A 16,378-nucleotide genomic window follows, 5' to 3' on the forward strand; every position below is an offset into this window, starting at 1 on the left:
GGCCCTCAACTGGCGGTGAACACGAAGGTATTCACATCGCCTTTGGCGCAATGGGACTCCGCCGCCAGGGCGCTGTAGAGGACCGAATCGCTTTTGATGACCACGGCGCCCTGCCCGTCCGGAGCCACCGTCATGCTGTCCGATACCCGCTGCAGTATCGAAGCAATCGAGGGGCAGGCGGCGTTATGGACTTTGGACAGTGTGATCGAAAACGATGCGCCGGACTCCTCGGCCGCTACGCTGACCGCCCCCTCGCCGCCAAGCCCGTGCAGAATCTTCAATGTCGAGCCGTCTCCGGATACCGCGAATATGCTGGAGTCGCGGACGAGATTCGCGAAGTTGGCCGTATCGATGCCCTGATAGGGCGTTGCCGTGGCATTTGAAGCGTTGACTTTGGTCTGGAGGATGAAGCGCGCGATTTCCTCGCCCACTTTGGGGACCTTGTTCTCGACCACATAGGCGCCTATGGCCGGCACGCCGATGATGGCCAGCAAGAGCACGATGGCGGTCACGATGGAGACTTCGATCAGGGACAGGCCCTGCTGGGCGGATTTCATGATGGACATGGAGGACTCCTGGGTAATGACGCGCGCCGTCATTGGCTCGCGTAGAAAATCATGAGGGAACGGCGCAATTCGTCGATGACTGCGTAGTGCCACAAGGCAAGCGCCAGCAGGCAGCCGAGACAGGCAAGCAGGATGCACCAGCGCAAGGCCGCGGCCTGCCGCGCCAGCTTGTCGATGACATGGCTGCGCAGGCGTCCGGCACTGAGCTGCAGGCCTGCGCGCAACCCACGCGCCATGGCCATGTCGCTGAAGAACCAGAACAGTTCGCGGTCCATCAGGCCGCTATCGAAGGTGTCCGGTCCCGTCAGGCCCGCATCGATGCGCGCCAGCATCAGATCCATGTGCGCCGCGAGCCATGTGCTTGCGCCCAGTTTCTGCATGGCGAGTGTCGTGCGCAACGACAAGGGTCCGGCTCCATCGCTGTCCAGGAGAATCGCCTGGAACTTGAGGAAGCGCAGCGCCTGGACGTCGCGATAGAGGCGCCAAGGCATGCATGGATCGAGCTTGCGGCGCAGCGCACCGCCCAGATTGGGTATGGACCACAGCAATAGCGCCCCGCCGCCGATCGCCAGCACGGCAAGCAGGGGCCAATGCGCCTGAAGCAGACCGGCAAAAGCGGAAAGCGCTTGCGTGCGGCGGCCATGGAAGGACGCAGGAACCGCTGCAAAGGCATGCAGCAGGCCCGGAAGGGTGAACAACGGCACGGCGGCCAGCATGCCTGCCAGCAGGCCCATTGCAACCACCGACGACCAAAGCGTCGATGACAGTATCCGGCCCGCCTGACGGGACAGGCGCTGCGCGCTGGACAAGGCGGCAAGCGTTTCAGCCAATGCGGCATTGCCGTGGGCCTGAGCTGTGCGGATCAGGGCAAGCTCGGAGGGTGCAAAACAGCCGTTCCAGGTGGCATGGAGGTCGCCCCCCACCACTTCGAAAGCCTGCAGCCAGGCCTGGGACAAACGGCCTCGCAGGCTGGATCTTCCATAGCGCCGCGCATCGTGCAGAAAGACGTCCCGGAGCGTTCGCGCGCCTTGCATTCCGGACAGCAAGGCGGCCAGATAATCGTAATAGTCCGCACGCCTTGCCGAGAAGCGCCAGCAATCGATCCGATGCATGAGCATGTGCGCCGAAGCGCCGAAGAGCGGCACTTTCATGAAGCCACCTTCAAGCCTGGAAAGCCCGACGGAACCCCGTGAGCGGATCGGCGCATGGCCTCGGTCTCGAAGGCGTGGAAGCGCGCTTCGATATCGCGCAGATCGATCAACCCCTGGCGAGCCTTGCAGACCGCCGCATCCATGGCGCTGAGCGCCGGCCCTGCGGCGAGGTCGGGTTCGTAGAGTTCAGCGGAAATCGTGCGGCCCGCGTAGCCATGGAGCTGAGGCGGCTGGCCATGGCGGCAGGATTCGCATCCTCGCGCATTGCGGACCCGGCAGAGATCGAGCTCGCGCCCATACAGTGCATGGACCAGATTCAGCCATTCCGTCCAGCGCATGCCCGATGAGTGCGCTTCCCATTGTGCATCGGTGCGCAACAAGGACTGCATGGGCAAGGCGCAATGCTGGCACAGCAAGGGCAAGAGCGCCTGGAAGATCAGCAGCTTGAGCATGCCGGAAGTGGCAAGGAAGTCACGTGGCACGCCGATGAAATCGGAAGCCAGCCGGTCGGGAATGCGCTGGGCCGATGGCGCGTGGATCGTCGTGTAGACGTTGACGCCTGAGCCGGCGAGATCCATGAACGCGCGGCCGGTTTCATGGTCGCGTACTTCGCCAAGGAGCACGTCGGTCATGGCGGAACGCTTCAAGGACCTGAGCTTGCTTGCAAAGCCAGCGTGGGTATCGGTATCGAGATGGCGCGCAATGGTGTTCTGGATGGCGCCCGGTATGCGGTATTCGACCGGGTCCTCGATCGTGACGACCTTGCGATGCGCGGGCAGCCCCGTAATCAGCGCAGCAAGACTGGTCGACTTTCCGGAACCGACCACGCCCGCGATGATGACGGCGCCGCTTTCGGAAAGCATGACTCGCCGTATGCTGCGCACCTGGTCGGGAAGATAGCCAAGCTGCTCGAGAGTGGGCAGGCCGGCAGCGGCATCCTGCTGCACGCGCAAGCAGACACTGGGTCCGGCATCCGCCGCCAGGGATGACCAGCGCAGCACGATGCGCTGGCCGTCCACCTGCCGCTGCAAACTGCCCTGCTGCTCGATTCCCGGATCGAAGACCGCCCCGTTTCCTCCCTGGATGTCCATCCATGCCACGCACAGCATATCGAACAAAGTGCTGGTGGGCAGGCGCCGGAATCGTTCCGGTGCAAGATACTGGCCCGCCACGGTGTATTTGATTTCCGATTCGGGCTCGCCCTGCCGCACATTGAGATGGATATCGCTGGCGCCATGCCGCACGCCCCACTCGACGACATCCTGGAAGGCTTCGGCCGGTGCGGTGCGTACGGAGGAGGCACGATTGCCGGCCGGGGGAGCCAGGACCTGGCCGTTAAGCTGCCGCCGCGAAATGGCAAGCAGCAAGGGCGCCGCGAGCACATAGCGGACCGGGCCGGCGGACGCGCCGCCCCGCTCACGGATACGGCGTGCGAGCTCGTCGGCCTGGTCACTGCCCACGTGCTCGGCCAGTCCGAATATGGCTACGGAATGGTCTTCCAGAAGCACCGGCACCAAGCGGCCCGCCAGCGCCTCGGCATCGAACTTGTCGCTCAAGGCGTGCATGAAGCGCGGCTTCAGCCTGGCGAGATCGTCCGGGCTGCTGATGACGATGGCCGACGCGGAATCGAACCTGGGCGCGGGCGCGCCGGATCGAGGCGCCCAAGTCCCGCCCCGGCGCCAGGGCAGCATGCGGCTCATGGCTTGGCCGCCCAGAGGCTCGGACGCAGGCACAGCGTCTGGCTGTCTCCGGCGCGATCGAGATGAACGCAGGAACCGGAGATTCCCCGCAGCAGATAGGTGTTTGGGCCGGCAGTGCCGCCCACCGGCAGCGCCCGGCCGCGCATGTAGATATGGCTGCGCGAACCGATGACGACTTCGGCCAGGAGTTTCCCTCCCACGCCGTAGATGGCTGCCACGTGCAGTGCGGGATTGCCGGAAGCCGCGGGGACGTCCAATTGCGGCCCCGCTGTATTCAAGCGCTGCCGGGCCTGCTTGCGCGCCAGTTCGGCATCCAGGTGCATCAGCTCGCGCACGCTCATTTCGGCGGAAGCCATGTCGGGTACCGCGGCCAAAGGGCTGGATACGGCGAACACAAGCAGAAGGGCCGGTACATGTTCAGGAATCCGGCAGCGGCGGAAGGACGGCACCCGGAGCGTGGCCCATGGCCGCCGGCGGGGAAGAGGATGGGACCTTGCTGCTTTCATAAATCGCTCCTTCGAGAGTCAACATCAAACCGCTGTGGGTCAGCGTGGGTGCATCGGTCGCGCCGAGGACGAGTTCGGCTTTGTCCCAGGCCATGTGGGCCGTGTAAGGCAGAAGCACCGCCGCTGAACGCAGAGGCGCCACGATCCGCAAGGCACGCCGGTAGTAAACCGGTTGCCGTGCAGGCCGTGGCAAAGCCTTGCCTTGGGAATCAATAGGCGCCGAAACAGGCAATGCGGACGGGTTCGAAACATGCAATTGCGCAAAGCCGGGCTTGATGGCCTGAAGCTCGCTGACGAGCGCCCGCTCGTTGTCATCCGACGACGCAAGACGGTATTGCCCCAAAGCCCCGCCCTGGGACGGCATGCGCCAGGTCGCCGTGACGCGCTCCGTGGGCGTGAACTCGACGGTCCATGCGGCTTGCGCGTGGTCCAGGAAGGTCTGATTGCTGGCTGGCGGGCCCGCACGCTCGAAGTGCGCCTTGCACTGCCAGACCGACGCCAGCGGAAGACACTGGGCGCGTGTCAGCTTCCAGCCGCCAACCCATAGCGGCAATGAGTACAGTGCATCGAACAGTGCTTGCGTGCCCGGCACACCGTGCAGCATGCGCCCCGAAACCGACTGAGCGACCGCTTTCTGCCAGGCGGCGCCTGGATCGACGCTCACGACACCGTGTGATGCCGCCGCCGGATCAGGCATGAATGCCCACAGCTTCGGCCCGAGAACGGCAAGCAGCAGCGCCAGCATGAAATATTGCACCGGCCGGGGAAGAAAAGGCTGCCATCGCCGCAGTGGCTGTAAACGACTGTCGGGCGTGCGAGCCGCACCGAGTGCCGCCAGATCGGGAAGAGCGGGTGCGCCGGAGCTGCCGAGCAATTGCAGCCTGGGAAATGCCGGCCGCAGTTCGCCCAGGAAATGGACGGCATCGTGACGGGTGCGATACAGTCTGTCGGTACGCGACACGACCACGCCGTCGTGGGCGACGGCGAGCCAGCAACCCTTGTCACCAAGTTCCAGCAACATTGCATATGTTCCTCGCGGATGCAGTTGAGCCAGATTCTGGGCCGCGGAATACATGGCCCCCTGGCCACGGCTTTTCTTCATGGCCAGCATGCCCACGGCTGCGGGCGGCGTGCCCGCCAGCAGAATATGACTGGCACGATGCCGCTGCGCCAATCGCTTCCCCGCCTGCGCCGCCCTGCGGCCAACCAGCGGAAACCAGTCCAGGCCGAAGACCAGCGCGGCGTCGCCTAGGGGCAGGATGAAAGGTTCCGTCATATTGCCTACCTTTTAGCGTTGACAGGCCCTAGTAGCCTTCTTCGACCTGGGCGGACACCATCATGACGGTGGTCAGGTGCTGAGCCGACGCGCGGTCGCCCCCGCCCAGCGCCAGCGGGATGCCCGGATTGAGCCGCCGGCCTTCGGTTTCCTCGACCCTGCGGTCAAAGCCCGAAATCAGTACGGGCTGGCCCGGCTGGAGTGCAACCTGCTGCACGGTCCCGTTGCCATCGATGGTGATCTGCTGCAACTGCAGCGGGTTTTCTTTGTTGCCGAAGGCGACGGATTTCAACGGCTGCGCCACCGTGTTGTCGTAGGCGAGCGAAAGAAGAATCTGGCCGTCTTCCTGGGCATCGGGCAGGAGCGTGAGCAGCGAGCCCACCGTTTCCTCGCGCTGGCTGACGGAAACCGAAGGCAGCGCAAGGTTCGCGGCGCTGCCCAGCGCGGTCGTCTCGACGCGGTCGATATAGGAAAAAGTGGTGCGCACGGCATGGGTGACGGGCCGACGGTTGAGGGTGAGCACGGGCATGCTGCTGCGCCGCACCACCCTGCCCACCTCGCTCAGGGCCTTGACCACGGCCTCGGACCCGGCGAACGGGCCTTGATCCAGGCGTGCGCCCAGTGCACCACCCACAACGCCCGAGCCCGGCACCACGAGCGATGCAGCCAATCGGGCGCTGGAGAAGACGAGGTTCCAGTCGATGCCCGCTTCGGCGGTGTCATGAAGCACTACCGTGAATTCCTCGACGATGAGCCGCACCCGACGCGTGAGCGCGCGGTTTTCCTGTTCGAGATAGGCGGCAATGCGCGACAGAGCATCGGGCGTGTCGGTGACGACCACCGTGGAGCCCGCGCCCGGTTCCGCCACGACGATGCCCGCCTGGGTCAGAAAAGGCTCTATGCGCGCGCGGACCACGGCGAAGACGTCTTTCGTGGTGCTCACCAATTGGGTTCTGGAACTGCTGGCAAAGCCTTCCGACGAGGTGGTGGCGCCCTGCCCCAATGAGGCTTCGGACGTGGCGTCGAGGGTGAGCGCCCGCACATTGAAGCTGCGGGTTTCCGTGCGGTAGAACTCGATGCGATCCTGATGATATCGCCACATGATGCCGAGCCGTGCGCCGATGCGATCGAGGATGCGGACCAAGGGCTCGGGCCCGCCGCCGGGCGGCAGCAACGGGGCGGCAGACACCATGGATGGCACGGCGCCGGAGCGGTTCAGGCGCGGCAGGAACGTTTCGGGAGGAAGAAGGGCATCCGGCCGCACGTGGACGGGGATGTTGGTGGCGGCGGTGATCCGCTGCGCCAGCATGGGCAAGTCGAGGCCGCCGTCGGAAAACAGCAGCGTGGTGTTGACGTCGGCCCGCAGCGCCATCGGCAAAACGATTTCGCGCGCCAGGGGCTGTGCCCTGCCCGCCAGCCAGGGGCGCGGCACATCCTGGGCGGCTCGCCGGCTTTCCGGATCGCCGATGGCGGTGGCGAACTCGGCCTGCCTTTGATGGATATGGGCATGCTGAGCATCGACCGCCGTGGCGATCTGGCGTATGCGGTCGCCGAGGGCGCAGGATGAGAGGGACCCGCTGGCGGCCGCCACGGCGACGAGCCGCAGCACAGGCATCATGGACATCATGATGTTCTCCCGCCGACGCTGCGGTCGCACGGCTGGGCATAAGGCACGATGCGCAGCACCCTGTTGGAGTAGAAGCAAGGCTGCAGCGGCCTTTCGCCAAGCTCGGTCGAAGCGAGCAGTTCGCGCACCGCGGACTTGAACTCCGGCTCGAAACGGGCCGAACCCGCCAGTGGAATGTCGACGTCGACCACCCAATGCTCGGGCTCGAAAGTCCAGCCCGCGCTTCTTGCCCAGCGGTCGAGGGCGGCCCGCATGGTGCGGTCTTGCGGGCCGGCCTGAAAGAACGATGGCGCTTGCGATTCGGGATCGGGGAAGCTTTGGGCCGTCAGGGCGGCCGTCTGCGCTTCGGTCGGAATCGGATCAGGGGCTTCGATGGCCTGCGAGACGGACACAGGAGCCGGATCGGAGGAGACACTGCCCGGAGGTTCCTGCTGGCCGGCCGCTTGTGCGGGGGCTTCGCGGCGGACGTGACCGACCAGCGAACCGCCCCGCAGGATAAGTTCAGGCCAGACGCCTGGCAGGACGACGTAAGGCCCTTGCCGTGCGTAAGACAGCAGTTGGTCGCCTTTGGCGCCACGCGCGAAGATGGCGGGTACGGCTTGCGACTCGGAAAACTGCAGCCAGGTCTGCCGGCCGTCATCGAAGACTTGCAGCGGCGCGACCGCGCGGTCGCCCGACAGGCGCCAGGCAAAACTATACCGTGCACCCTGCGTGGGCGCCGTTTGCGATGCGGGCGCCGGCCAGGGCCACCGCATGGAGGGCGTGCAGGCGGCAAGCGTTGCGCAGGCAAGAAATATCGCAAAAATTCTGGACATGGCGGTCACCCAAAAACAAGATAGCCCGTGCTGCGGATTGCAGTACGGGCTATCTTGCTTTCTTGCGGCAGGTGCCGCCAGACCGAGATGTACGAATAGAACCTTTTATCGCTGCTGCGATTTGCTCGACATCATCTTCCCGGCTTCCGCAGCGGCGGTCTTGAGCGCCGTCACGGCGGGTTGCTGGCCATTCAGCGCCTGTTCCAGCGTGCGATGGAACATGGCGTGGATCTGCGGATAGTTATCGATGCGGAAACCGCGGCCACGATTGCCGGGGCTGCGCGCGTTGACCGCAACCAGCGACTGCCATTCGCCCAGGTCCTTGTAGTAGGACTTGTCGGTCTGGGCGAAGGCCTGCTGCGTCAGCGGCAGGAAGCCCGTCTTTTGATACCACTGGGCAGCCTGCTTGGGTTCGGCCAGCCAGCCCAGGAAGCGGGCACTGCTCGCATCGCTTTCCTTGGAATGGCCCGCCGTCACCCACAAAGCCGAACCGCCCACGAACGGGTTGCCCGGCTTATCGGTTACCTGGGGATAATAAGGCAGCCCGCTGACGGAGAAATTCAGCTTTTTCGTGTCCTTGAACCAGCCCAGGTTGCTGGAAGTCGAGAACAGCACGGCGCATTCGTTGTTGGCGAAGCGCTTGGCGGCAACGGAGCCGAACTCCGGCTTGACCATGAGCTCGGTGCGCACCCAGCTGATCATGAGCGACAGATGCCGGATGTACATCACGTCGAACAGGAAGGCCGGCTTGCCTTTCAGGCCGTTGTCGTTGCTGGTGTACAGCTGATTGTTGACGGCGGCCAGGTTCTCGAGATTGATGGATACCGGCTGGTCGGAAGTCAGCGGGCATTTGCGCGAGCCATTGTTGGCCAGCGAGACGAGTTGATCCTGCAGGCTGCTCCAGGCGCGTTGAGGCGCGGCCGGCGTCAGCTTGGCCTTCTTGAACGATTCGATGTTGTAGAACATGACCGGAACATCGACCATGTATGGAAAGGCCACCAGACGGCCTTTGCCATCGCGCGCGAATGTGTTTTCCTCGGAAAGAAACCACTTGCCGTCCTTGATGGGATACTTGGCCAGCAGGACGTGCAGCGGCTGTATGTATGAACGGCTGGCGATCTGCTCGGGTGCGCGGTCGTCGTCCAGTTGCACCAGTTGCGGCCTGTCGTCGCGCTTCTTGGCTGCGGCAAGAGCGGACTCGATCGCGTCTTCGCTGTCGAAGGCCTTCAGTTTTACGTCGACTTCATTCTGGCTGCGGTTGAAATCCTTGACCAGATCCTCGAAGACGGCCTTGTTGTACGGGCTGAGGGAATGCCAGACCCGAACCTCGGTCGCGGCGGATACGGCCATGGATGTTGCCAGCAATGATCCGGCGCTCACCCACGCAAGCTTGCGCATCGGATCCGATGCGCCAAATAGCCACTGAAATTTCATAAAGCAATTAACCTAGAAAAGGAAACTCGGGTTCGGGCCGGCGGCCGGAGACAAGATCGGCCAAAGCGCGACCGGAGCCTGCGCCCATGGTCCAGCCCAATGTGCCGTGCCCGGTATTGAGATACAGGTTCTGGATTTTCGTCCGGCCGATGAGAGGGACATTGGACGGCGTTGCGGGACGCAAACCAGACCAGTAGCGTACGTTATCAAAATCGAGCACGCTTGGGAACAATTCCCGGGCCATCAGCGTCATATTATCGCAACGCGCGGTATTCAGCGCGCGGGAATAGCCTCCCAGTTCCGCCGTGCCGGCCATGCGCAGCGTATTGCCCAGCCTGGAATACACCACCTTGTTCGCGCTGTCCGTGAGGCTGACCATGGGCGCGCGGTCGGGATCGAGGATATTGAAAGTCGCTGAATAGCCCTTGGCCGGATACACATTGCAGGAAATTCCCAACGGCGCCACGAAATTGGGGGTATAGGCACCCAGGGCCGCCACATAGGCATCGGCCTGCACGACTTCGTAAAGACCCTCTGAGTTGATGACCTCGGCACCCTGGATGCGGCCGCCCATCGACAGGAAACGGCTGAGCTGGGTGGCATAGCGGAATTCGACACCGGCGGCCGCGGCTTTTTCAGCCAGCGCACGGGTAAACAGGTAGACGTCTCCCGTTTCGTCCTCGGCCGTGTAGTCGCCACCGACGATGCGGTCGCGCATGCCGGCGAGTGCCGGCTCGAGCCGGATAATCTCTTCGGTGCTGACGATGCGCCTGTCCACGCCGAAATCACGCATCACGCCGGCCATTTCCTGAGAAAAATCGAACTCGGCCTTGTCCCGGTAGAAATTCAGGATGCCACGTTCGAGGTGATCGTACTGGATGCCCAGCTCGCGGCGCATTTCCTGCAAGGTCCGGCGGCTGTATTCGGACATGCGGACCATGGCGCGTATATTCGGTGCCAGCCTTGAGGGCAGGCATTCGCGCAGGAAGAGCAGGCCCCACCACCATTGCCGCGGATCGAACTGGGGCTTGAAGACGATGGGCGAGTCGTCCTTGAAGAGCCAGCGCGCCAGCTTTCTGACGACCTGAGGATTGGCCCAGGGCTCGGAATACGACACCGAAATCTGCCCCCCGTTGGCGCGGCTGGTTTCCTGGCCCGGGCCGTTTTCGCGGTCGATGACGACGACCTCATGGCCATTCTGCCTGAGCCACCAGGCCGTCGATGTCCCGATGATTCCGCTACCCAGTACGGCTACTCTCATTGCGCTTTCCTCTGATGCTGTTTGGATTGCTTGGCGCCGCCTGCCGAGAATCCCGCCAGGCGCATGAGCACCAGGCTAGGCGATGTCCGCCTCGGTCGTAAAGGCGTCCGCGTAGAACTCGTCTTCGGGCAGGCCCGCCAGCTTCACGAAATCGCGCCTCGCGCTTTCGACCACGATAGGCGCGCCACAGGCATAGACCTGGTGGCCGGAGAGATCCGGAAGGTCTTGCAGCACGGCTTGGTGCACGAAGCCGACGCGGCCGCTCCAGTTGTCTTCGGGCAAGGCATCCGAGACGACGGGGATGTAGGAGAAGTCCGGCATGGTCTTTTCCCATTCCCGCGCCAGCGAGTCCATGTAGAGGTCCGCCGGGCGGCGGCCTCCCCAGTACAGGACCGCCTTGCGCGTGCTGCCCGTTTCTATCATGCGTTCGACGATGGCCTTGATGGGCGCGAAGCCGGTTCCGCTGGCCAGGAACACGATGGGCCGGTCGCTTTCCTCGCGCAGGAAAAATGACCCCAAAGGTCCCTCGACGCGCAGGATCTCGCGCAGCTTCATCTGTGTGGCGCCCGCGCCGAAGACATGATCGGTGAACACGCCGCCGGGCGTATGCCGGATATGCAGTTCGACGAGATTGCTTTCGTTGGGAATGGTGGCCATGGAATAACTGCGCCGCCGCCCGTCTTTCAGGATGAACTCGATGTACTGCCCCGCATAGTAGCGGAATGGGTCGGCGGCGGGCAGCTGCAGCTTGATGATCTTGACATCGCCGGCGGCGTCCTCGATACCCATGACCCGCGCCGGCATCTTGCGGATCTGGATGTCGCTGGCCATGCGGATCTCCCGCGCCTCGATGAGCATGTCGGAAGTCGGCTTGGCCTGGCAGAACAAGGTATAGCCCTGTTCGAGCTCTTCCGGAGATAGCACGTGGGCCGGGCCGTCGCCGGCCTCGTAGCTGCCTTCCACGACCTTGCCTTTGCAAGTGGAGCATGCCCCGTTGCGGCAACTGTACGGCAGGACGATGCCGGCGGCGAGTGCGGCATCAAGCACGGATTGACCGTCTTCGACCGAAAAAGCGTGGTTGCTGGGCTGGACGGTAACCTTGAAACTCATGACGTCTGACTATGAAAATGGATTGAAAACAAAGCCATTTTAAGGCTTGGAACCGGATGGCGCTAAAGGAAGGCGGCGCAGGCCGCCGCCATCACGCCCGCAAAAGTGTAGGTTGCTTCATCTTCAGCGACAAGGCCTTGCCTTTCCTGGCCCGTTTGCCCACGTACTCGGCCAGCGCTTCCATGTCCATGCTCCAGGTGGTGTCCTTGGCGCGGTAGATGCCGCTCACCAGAATGCCGTCGGGGCCGACGGGCACCCACTGCGCCACCGCATCGCCCTCATCGAGCCCCATCAGAATGGTGCCGCGCCCGCCGCCCGACAGGGACTTGAACTCGTGGATGTCGACGACCAGGAAACGGCCCTTCCGCGCCAGCATCGCCACGTGCGTGTCGGTGTTGCGCAAGGCCAGCGGCTTGAGCAGCGCATCCGTGCTTTCCAGGTTGAGGAACTGCTTGCCGGCGCGCTGCCGGGTCGTCAGGTCCTTGTGCTTGGCGATGAACCCGTATCCCGAGCCCGTGCCCAGCACATAGCGCTGTTCCGACGGTCCGGCGAGCATGTGCACGATGCGCGCGCCCGGCTCCAGATCGATCATGGACGTGATGGGCTGGCCGTCTCCGCGGGCCGACGGAAGGCTGGACACGGCGACCGTGTAGACACGTCCCGTATTCGAGATGGCGACCAGCTCATCGGTGGTGAGGCACTCGACGGCGTCATACATCGCATCGCCGGTCTTGAAACCGAACTGCGCCGCGTCATGGCCATGGCCTTGCCGCGCCCGCAACCAGCCCTTTTGCGACATGATCACGGTGACCGGTTCTTCGACCACCTTGGATTCCAGCACCGCCCTCTCGGCCGCTTCGATCAAGGTGCGGCGGTCGTCGCCGTACTGCTTGGCGTCGGCTTCTATTTCCTTGATCATCAATCGCTTGAACGCGGCGGGATTGTCCAGCAGTTCGCGCAGGGATGCCTGCTCTTTGTTGCGCTCTTCCAGTTCTTTCTCTATCTTGAAACCCTCCAGCCTGGCCAATTGGCGCAAACGCATTTCAAGAATATCTTCGGCCTGCCTTTCCGAAAGTTCGAAGCGCTCCATCAGCGCAGCCTTCGGCTCGTCCGATTCCCGTATGGTCTGGATGACCTCATCGACGTTCAGGTAGACGACCATGCGCCCTTCCAGCACATGGATGCGGTCCGTCACCTTGTCCAGGCGGTACTCCGTCCGGCGTGTCATGGTGTGCGCGCGGAACTCCAGCCATTCCGTCAGGATGTGCCGCAGCGATTTCTGACGGGGGCGGCCGTCCGTGCCCAGGCACACGAGGTTGATGGGCGCATTGCCTTCCATGCCGGTCTGGGCCAGCAGGACGTTCACGAATTCGTCGCGGTCGATGCGGCTGGTCTTGGGCTCGAACACCAGGCGCACCGCCGCGTCCTTGCCCGACTCGTCGCGCACCGTATCCAACATGCCGAGCACCAGCGCCTTGGTCTGCTGCTGCTCGGACGTCAGGCTCTTCTTGCCGGTCTTGACCTTGGGATTGGTCAGGTCTTCGATCTCTTCCAGGATTCTTTGCGCGGAGGTGCCGGGCGGCAGTTCGTTGACCACCAGTTGCCACTGGCCGCGCGCGAGCTCTTCGAACTGCCAGCGCGCGCGCGCCTTGATGGAGCCGCGGCCGGTCGCATAGATGTGGGCGATGTCGGCGGGCGATGAAATGATCTGGCCGCCGCCCGCGTAGTCGGGCCCGGGCACCATGGCGTAAAGCTCTTCATCCGTCAGCTTGGGATGGCGGATGAGCGCAACGCAGGCGCTCGCCACCTCGCGCAGGTTATGGGAAGGGATCTCGGTGGCCATGCCGACCGCGATGCCCGACGCGCCGTTCAAGAGCATGACGGGCAGCCGCGCCGGCAACAGGACCGGCTCTTTTTGGCTGCCGTCGTAATTGGCGGCGAAATCGACGGTGCCTTCGTCCAGTTCGTCGAGCAGGATGCGGGCAAACGGCGTGAGGCGCGCCTCGGTGTAACGCATGGCCGCCGCGTTGTCGCCATCGCGCGAGCCGAAGTTGCCGTGGCCGTCCACCAGCGGGTAGCGCAAGGTGAAGTTCTGCGCCATACGGACCATGGCGTCATAGGCCGCCTGGTCGCCATGAGGGTGGTACTTGCCCAGCACATCACCCACCACGCGGGCCGATTTCACCGGCTTGGCGCCCGCTCCCAGGCCCATGGCCTGCATGGCGTACAGTATGCGCCGCTGCACCGGCTTCTGGCCATCGGCCACGTCCGGCAGTGCCCGTCCCCGGACCACCGATACCGCGTAATCCAGGTATGCCTGCTCGGCATAATGGGCCAGCGTCATGCCGGCGCCATCGCCGCCGTCCTGGTCGAACAAATCAGCTTGTGTACTATCCATTTTCCATCTCGGTAGCGGTTAAACGTCGACCTCGGCCAGATTGCCTTTTTCTTCCAGCCAGTTCCGGCGGTGCGCCGATTCGCCCTTGCCCATGAGCATGTCGAACATCTTGGTCGTTGCGGCGGCGTCCAATGCGCCGTAGCCCACCTGCATCAGGCGGCGCGTGTCGGGATTCATGGTGGTGTCCCAAAGCTGCTCGGCGCTCATTTCGCCCAGGCCCTTGAATCGGCTGATGCTCCAGGTGCCTTCGCGCTGTCCTTCGGTGCGCAGTTTTTCCTGTACGACCTCGAGTTCTCCCTGGTCCAGGCAATACACCTTGCGGGCCGGCCGCTTGCCCGCCGCCGGGATATCCACGCGAAACAGCGGTGGCCGCGCCACGTGGACGTTGCCCGCTTCGACCAACTTCGGAAAATGCCGGAAGAACAAGGTGAGCAACAACACCTGGATATGCGAGCCATCGACGTCTGCGTCCGACAGGATGCAAATGCGCCCATAGCGCAACCCCGACAGGTCCGGCGTATCGTTGGGACCGTGCGGGTCCACGCCGATCGCGACCGAAATATCGTGGATCTCGTTGTTGGCGAACAGGCGCTCCCTGTCGACCTCCCACGAATTGAGCACCTTGCCGCGCAAAGGCAGCACGGCCTGGAATTCCTTGTCGCGCCCCATCTTGGCGGAACCGCCGGCGGAATCGCCCTCCACCAGGAAAAGTTCGGTGCGCGCCACGTCGCTGGATTCGCAATCCGTGAGCTTGCCGGGCAGCACCGCGACCCCCGAACTCTTGCGCTTCTCGACTTTCTGCAGCGAACGTGCGCGCGCCTGTGCCTGGCGAATCGCCGTCTCGGCGAGCTTCTTGCCATATTCGACGTGCGCGCTCAGCCAGAGATCGAGCGCATTCTTGACGAAGCCGCTGACCAGCCGGACCGCATCCCGGCTGTTGAGGCGCTCTTTGATCTGTCCTTGGAATTGCGGGTCGAGCACCTTGGCCGACAATACGAAGCTGGCGCGCGCAAAGACGTCTTCGGGCAGGAGCTTGATCCCTTTGGGAATGAGGCTGTGCAGCTCCGCGAACGTCTTGACCGCATTGAACAGGCCTTCGCGCAGGCCTGATTCATGGGTGCCGCCCGCGGTGGTGGAGATGAGATTGACGTAGGATTCCCGCAACACCGGTCCTTCGACCGTCCAGGCCACTGCCCAATGCGCCCCCTCACCGAGGGCGAAGGACTCGTCGTCCTCGGCGGCGTACTGCTTGCCCTCGAATATGGGAATGATCTTCTCGGCGCCGTCCAGCGCCTCTTCGAGATAGCCGCGCAGGCCGTCGCGATACTGCCATTCGCGCACTTCGCCGGTCTTTTCGATGGTCAGCGTGACCTTGACGTCATTGAGCAGGACCGCCTTGCTGCGCAAGACGTGTATCAGGTCGGCAAGCGGCACTGCTGCGCTATCGAAATAACTGGGGTCCGGCCACACGCGGACCCGGGTCCCCGTCTTGCGCCGGGCCGCCGGCTCGATCATGCGCAGCGGCTCTTGCACCTCCCCGCCCGCAAACACGAGTTCGTGCGTTTCACCGTCGCGCCAGATCCGCACCTCGAGGCGCTTGGACAGCGCATTGGTGACCGACACCCCCACGCCGTGCAGCCCCCCCGAAAACGCATAGGCGCCGCCGTCCTTTTTATCGAATTTCCCGCCCGCGTGCAGGCGTGTGAAGACGAGTTCGACCACCGGCGCGTTTTCTTCGGGATGCAGGCCCACGGGAATGCCCCGCCCGTCGTCTTCCACCGTAACGCTTCCGTCGGTATGCAGCGTTACCTTGATGTGCTGGCCGAATCCCGCCAGTGCCTCGTCGGCCGCGTTGTCGATGACCTCTTGGAGTATGTGCAAAGGATTGTCGGTGCGGGTGTACATGCCCGGCCGTTGCCGCACCGGCTCCAGGCCCTTCAGGACCCGGATGGATGCTTCGTCGTAGCGTGGTATAGCCAATTTAGTCTCGAATGTTCTGTAAAGAGGGGGTATTTTACGGATTGTTGGGCGTCCGCGAACCCACCAAACACGGCACGACAGTGGTATGCTTGTCAGAATCCAGCAACAAACGATCACTCACAATTAATAGAATACATTGTGCGGTTTGCTTGCATTCCCGTATAGTTTTCAGATCCCGATCTTCTTTTTTCTTTTTTATCATGAGCGAATCCATCAAACACGTGAGCGACGCGTCCTTTGACGCCGACGTCATCAATTCCGATCTGCCCGTGCTGGTCGACTATTGGGCCGCCTGGTGTGGCCCCTGCAAGATGATCGCGCCTTTGCTCGATGAAGCCTCCAGGCAATATGAAGGCCGTGTTATTATTGCCAAGGTCAATGTAGATGAAAACCCCGAAACCGCCGCCAAGTTCGGCATTCGCGGCATACCCACCCTGATGTTGTTCAAAGACGGCAAACCCGCTGCAACCAAGGTAGGCGCATTGTCCAAGTCTCAACTGAGCGCGTTCCTGGACGAATCCCTGTAATCCTGACATAAATCGTTTTGCGCGCGA

Annotated in this window: 13 protein-coding genes; 1 reads left to right on the forward strand and 12 read right to left on the reverse strand. The window is 63.3% G+C overall.

Going from position 1 to position 16,378, the window contains the following annotated elements; translation table 11 throughout:
• Window positions 1-5: 5 nt before the first annotated feature.
• From ACSBPU_RS12305 to ACSBPU_RS12360, 12 genes are all read right to left on the reverse strand, one after another.
• A complete protein-coding gene (locus ACSBPU_RS12305; protein ID WP_180068053.1) occupies window positions 6-566 on the reverse strand; it encodes a type 4 pilus major pilin in 561 nt (186 codons plus the stop codon).
• Window positions 567-595: 29 nt separating this feature from the next.
• Window positions 596-1,717, reverse strand: a complete 1,122-nt coding sequence (locus tag ACSBPU_RS12310) for a hypothetical protein (RefSeq protein ID WP_442592398.1) — start codon at window positions 1,715-1,717, stop codon at window positions 596-598.
• Window positions 1,714-3,417 (reverse strand): GspE/PulE family protein, encoded by a 1,704-nt coding sequence (locus ACSBPU_RS12315; RefSeq protein ID WP_442592399.1) that lies wholly within the window; start codon window positions 3,415-3,417, stop codon window positions 1,714-1,716. The genes ACSBPU_RS12310 and ACSBPU_RS12315 overlap by 4 nt, the downstream gene beginning before the upstream one ends.
• Window positions 3,414-3,923, reverse strand: coding sequence for a hypothetical protein (locus ACSBPU_RS12320; RefSeq protein ID WP_442592400.1), 510 nt, complete (start codon window positions 3,921-3,923; stop codon window positions 3,414-3,416). The genes ACSBPU_RS12315 and ACSBPU_RS12320 overlap by 4 nt, the downstream gene beginning before the upstream one ends.
• Window positions 3,835-5,199, reverse strand: a complete 1,365-nt coding sequence (locus ACSBPU_RS12325) for a hypothetical protein (RefSeq protein WP_442592401.1) — start codon at window positions 5,197-5,199, stop codon at window positions 3,835-3,837. The genes ACSBPU_RS12320 and ACSBPU_RS12325 overlap by 89 nt, the downstream gene beginning before the upstream one ends.
• A 28-nt stretch (window positions 5,200-5,227) precedes the next feature.
• A complete protein-coding gene (locus ACSBPU_RS12330) occupies window positions 5,228-6,814 on the reverse strand; it encodes a hypothetical protein (protein WP_442598337.1) in 1,587 nt (528 codons plus the stop codon).
• An 8-nt stretch (window positions 6,815-6,822) separates the two neighbouring features.
• A complete protein-coding gene (locus ACSBPU_RS12335) occupies window positions 6,823-7,641 on the reverse strand; it encodes a TcpQ domain-containing protein (RefSeq protein ID WP_442592402.1) in 819 nt (272 codons plus the stop codon).
• A gap of 105 nt (window positions 7,642-7,746) precedes the next feature.
• Entirely contained in the window at window positions 7,747-9,075 is a 1,329-nt protein-coding gene (locus tag ACSBPU_RS12340; protein ID WP_442592403.1) for an extracellular solute-binding protein, read from the reverse strand.
• 7 nt (window positions 9,076-9,082) lie between these two features.
• Window positions 9,083-10,336 carry a D-amino acid dehydrogenase gene (locus ACSBPU_RS12345; RefSeq protein WP_442592404.1) on the reverse strand — a complete coding sequence of 418 codons (1,254 nt, stop codon included), beginning with the start codon at window positions 10,334-10,336 and terminating at the stop codon, window positions 9,083-9,085.
• 75 nt (window positions 10,337-10,411) lie between these two features.
• Complete coding sequence (locus ACSBPU_RS12350) at window positions 10,412-11,446, reverse strand: 2Fe-2S iron-sulfur cluster-binding protein (RefSeq protein ID WP_180068046.1); 1,035 nt, start codon at window positions 11,444-11,446, stop codon at window positions 10,412-10,414.
• 91 nt (window positions 11,447-11,537) lie between these two features.
• Window positions 11,538-13,844, reverse strand: coding sequence for a DNA topoisomerase IV subunit A (parC, locus tag ACSBPU_RS12355; RefSeq protein WP_442592405.1), 2,307 nt, complete (start codon window positions 13,842-13,844; stop codon window positions 11,538-11,540).
• Between the two features lie 18 nt (window positions 13,845-13,862).
• Window positions 13,863-15,824 (reverse strand): DNA topoisomerase IV subunit B, encoded by a 1,962-nt coding sequence (locus ACSBPU_RS12360; RefSeq protein ID WP_442592406.1) that lies wholly within the window; start codon window positions 15,822-15,824, stop codon window positions 13,863-13,865.
• 200 nt (window positions 15,825-16,024) lie between these two features.
• On the opposite strand from ACSBPU_RS12360, the gene trxA reads away from it, so the two are divergent.
• Window positions 16,025-16,351, forward strand: a complete 327-nt coding sequence (trxA, locus tag ACSBPU_RS12365; RefSeq protein ID WP_180068043.1) for a thioredoxin TrxA — start codon at window positions 16,025-16,027, stop codon at window positions 16,349-16,351.
• The last annotated feature ends 27 nt before the right edge of the window (window positions 16,352-16,378 follow it).

The organism is Parapusillimonas sp. JC17 (assembly GCF_052180245.1).
Lineage (GTDB): Bacteria > Pseudomonadota > Gammaproteobacteria > Burkholderiales > Burkholderiaceae_B > Parapusillimonas.

Coding starts and splice junctions, on each gene's coding strand:
- parC (WP_442592405.1), bottom strand. CDS start 13,844: ATGGATAGTACACAAGCTGATTTGTTCGACCAGGACGGCGGCGATGGC.
- ACSBPU_RS12335 (WP_442592402.1), bottom strand. CDS start 7,641: ATGTCCAGAATTTTTGCGATATTTCTTGCCTGCGCAACGCTTGCCGCC.
- ACSBPU_RS12325 (WP_442592401.1), bottom strand. CDS start 5,199: ATGACGGAACCTTTCATCCTGCCCCTAGGCGACGCCGCGCTGGTCTTC.
- ACSBPU_RS12330 (WP_442598337.1), bottom strand. CDS start 6,814: ATGCCTGTGCTGCGGCTCGTCGCCGTGGCGGCCGCCAGCGGGTCCCTC.
- ACSBPU_RS12345 (WP_442592404.1), bottom strand. CDS start 10,336: ATGAGAGTAGCCGTACTGGGTAGCGGAATCATCGGGACATCGACGGCC.
- ACSBPU_RS12310 (WP_442592398.1), bottom strand. CDS start 1,717: ATGAAAGTGCCGCTCTTCGGCGCTTCGGCGCACATGCTCATGCATCGG.
- ACSBPU_RS12315 (WP_442592399.1), bottom strand. CDS start 3,417: ATGAGCCGCATGCTGCCCTGGCGCCGGGGCGGGACTTGGGCGCCTCGA.
- ACSBPU_RS12350 (WP_180068046.1), bottom strand. CDS start 11,446: ATGAGTTTCAAGGTTACCGTCCAGCCCAGCAACCACGCTTTTTCGGTC.
- ACSBPU_RS12320 (WP_442592400.1), bottom strand. CDS start 3,923: ATGAAAGCAGCAAGGTCCCATCCTCTTCCCCGCCGGCGGCCATGGGCC.
- ACSBPU_RS12340 (WP_442592403.1), bottom strand. CDS start 9,075: ATGAAATTTCAGTGGCTATTTGGCGCATCGGATCCGATGCGCAAGCTT.
- trxA (WP_180068043.1), top strand. CDS start 16,025: ATGAGCGAATCCATCAAACACGTGAGCGACGCGTCCTTTGACGCCGAC.
- ACSBPU_RS12305 (WP_180068053.1), bottom strand. CDS start 566: ATGTCCATCATGAAATCCGCCCAGCAGGGCCTGTCCCTGATCGAAGTC.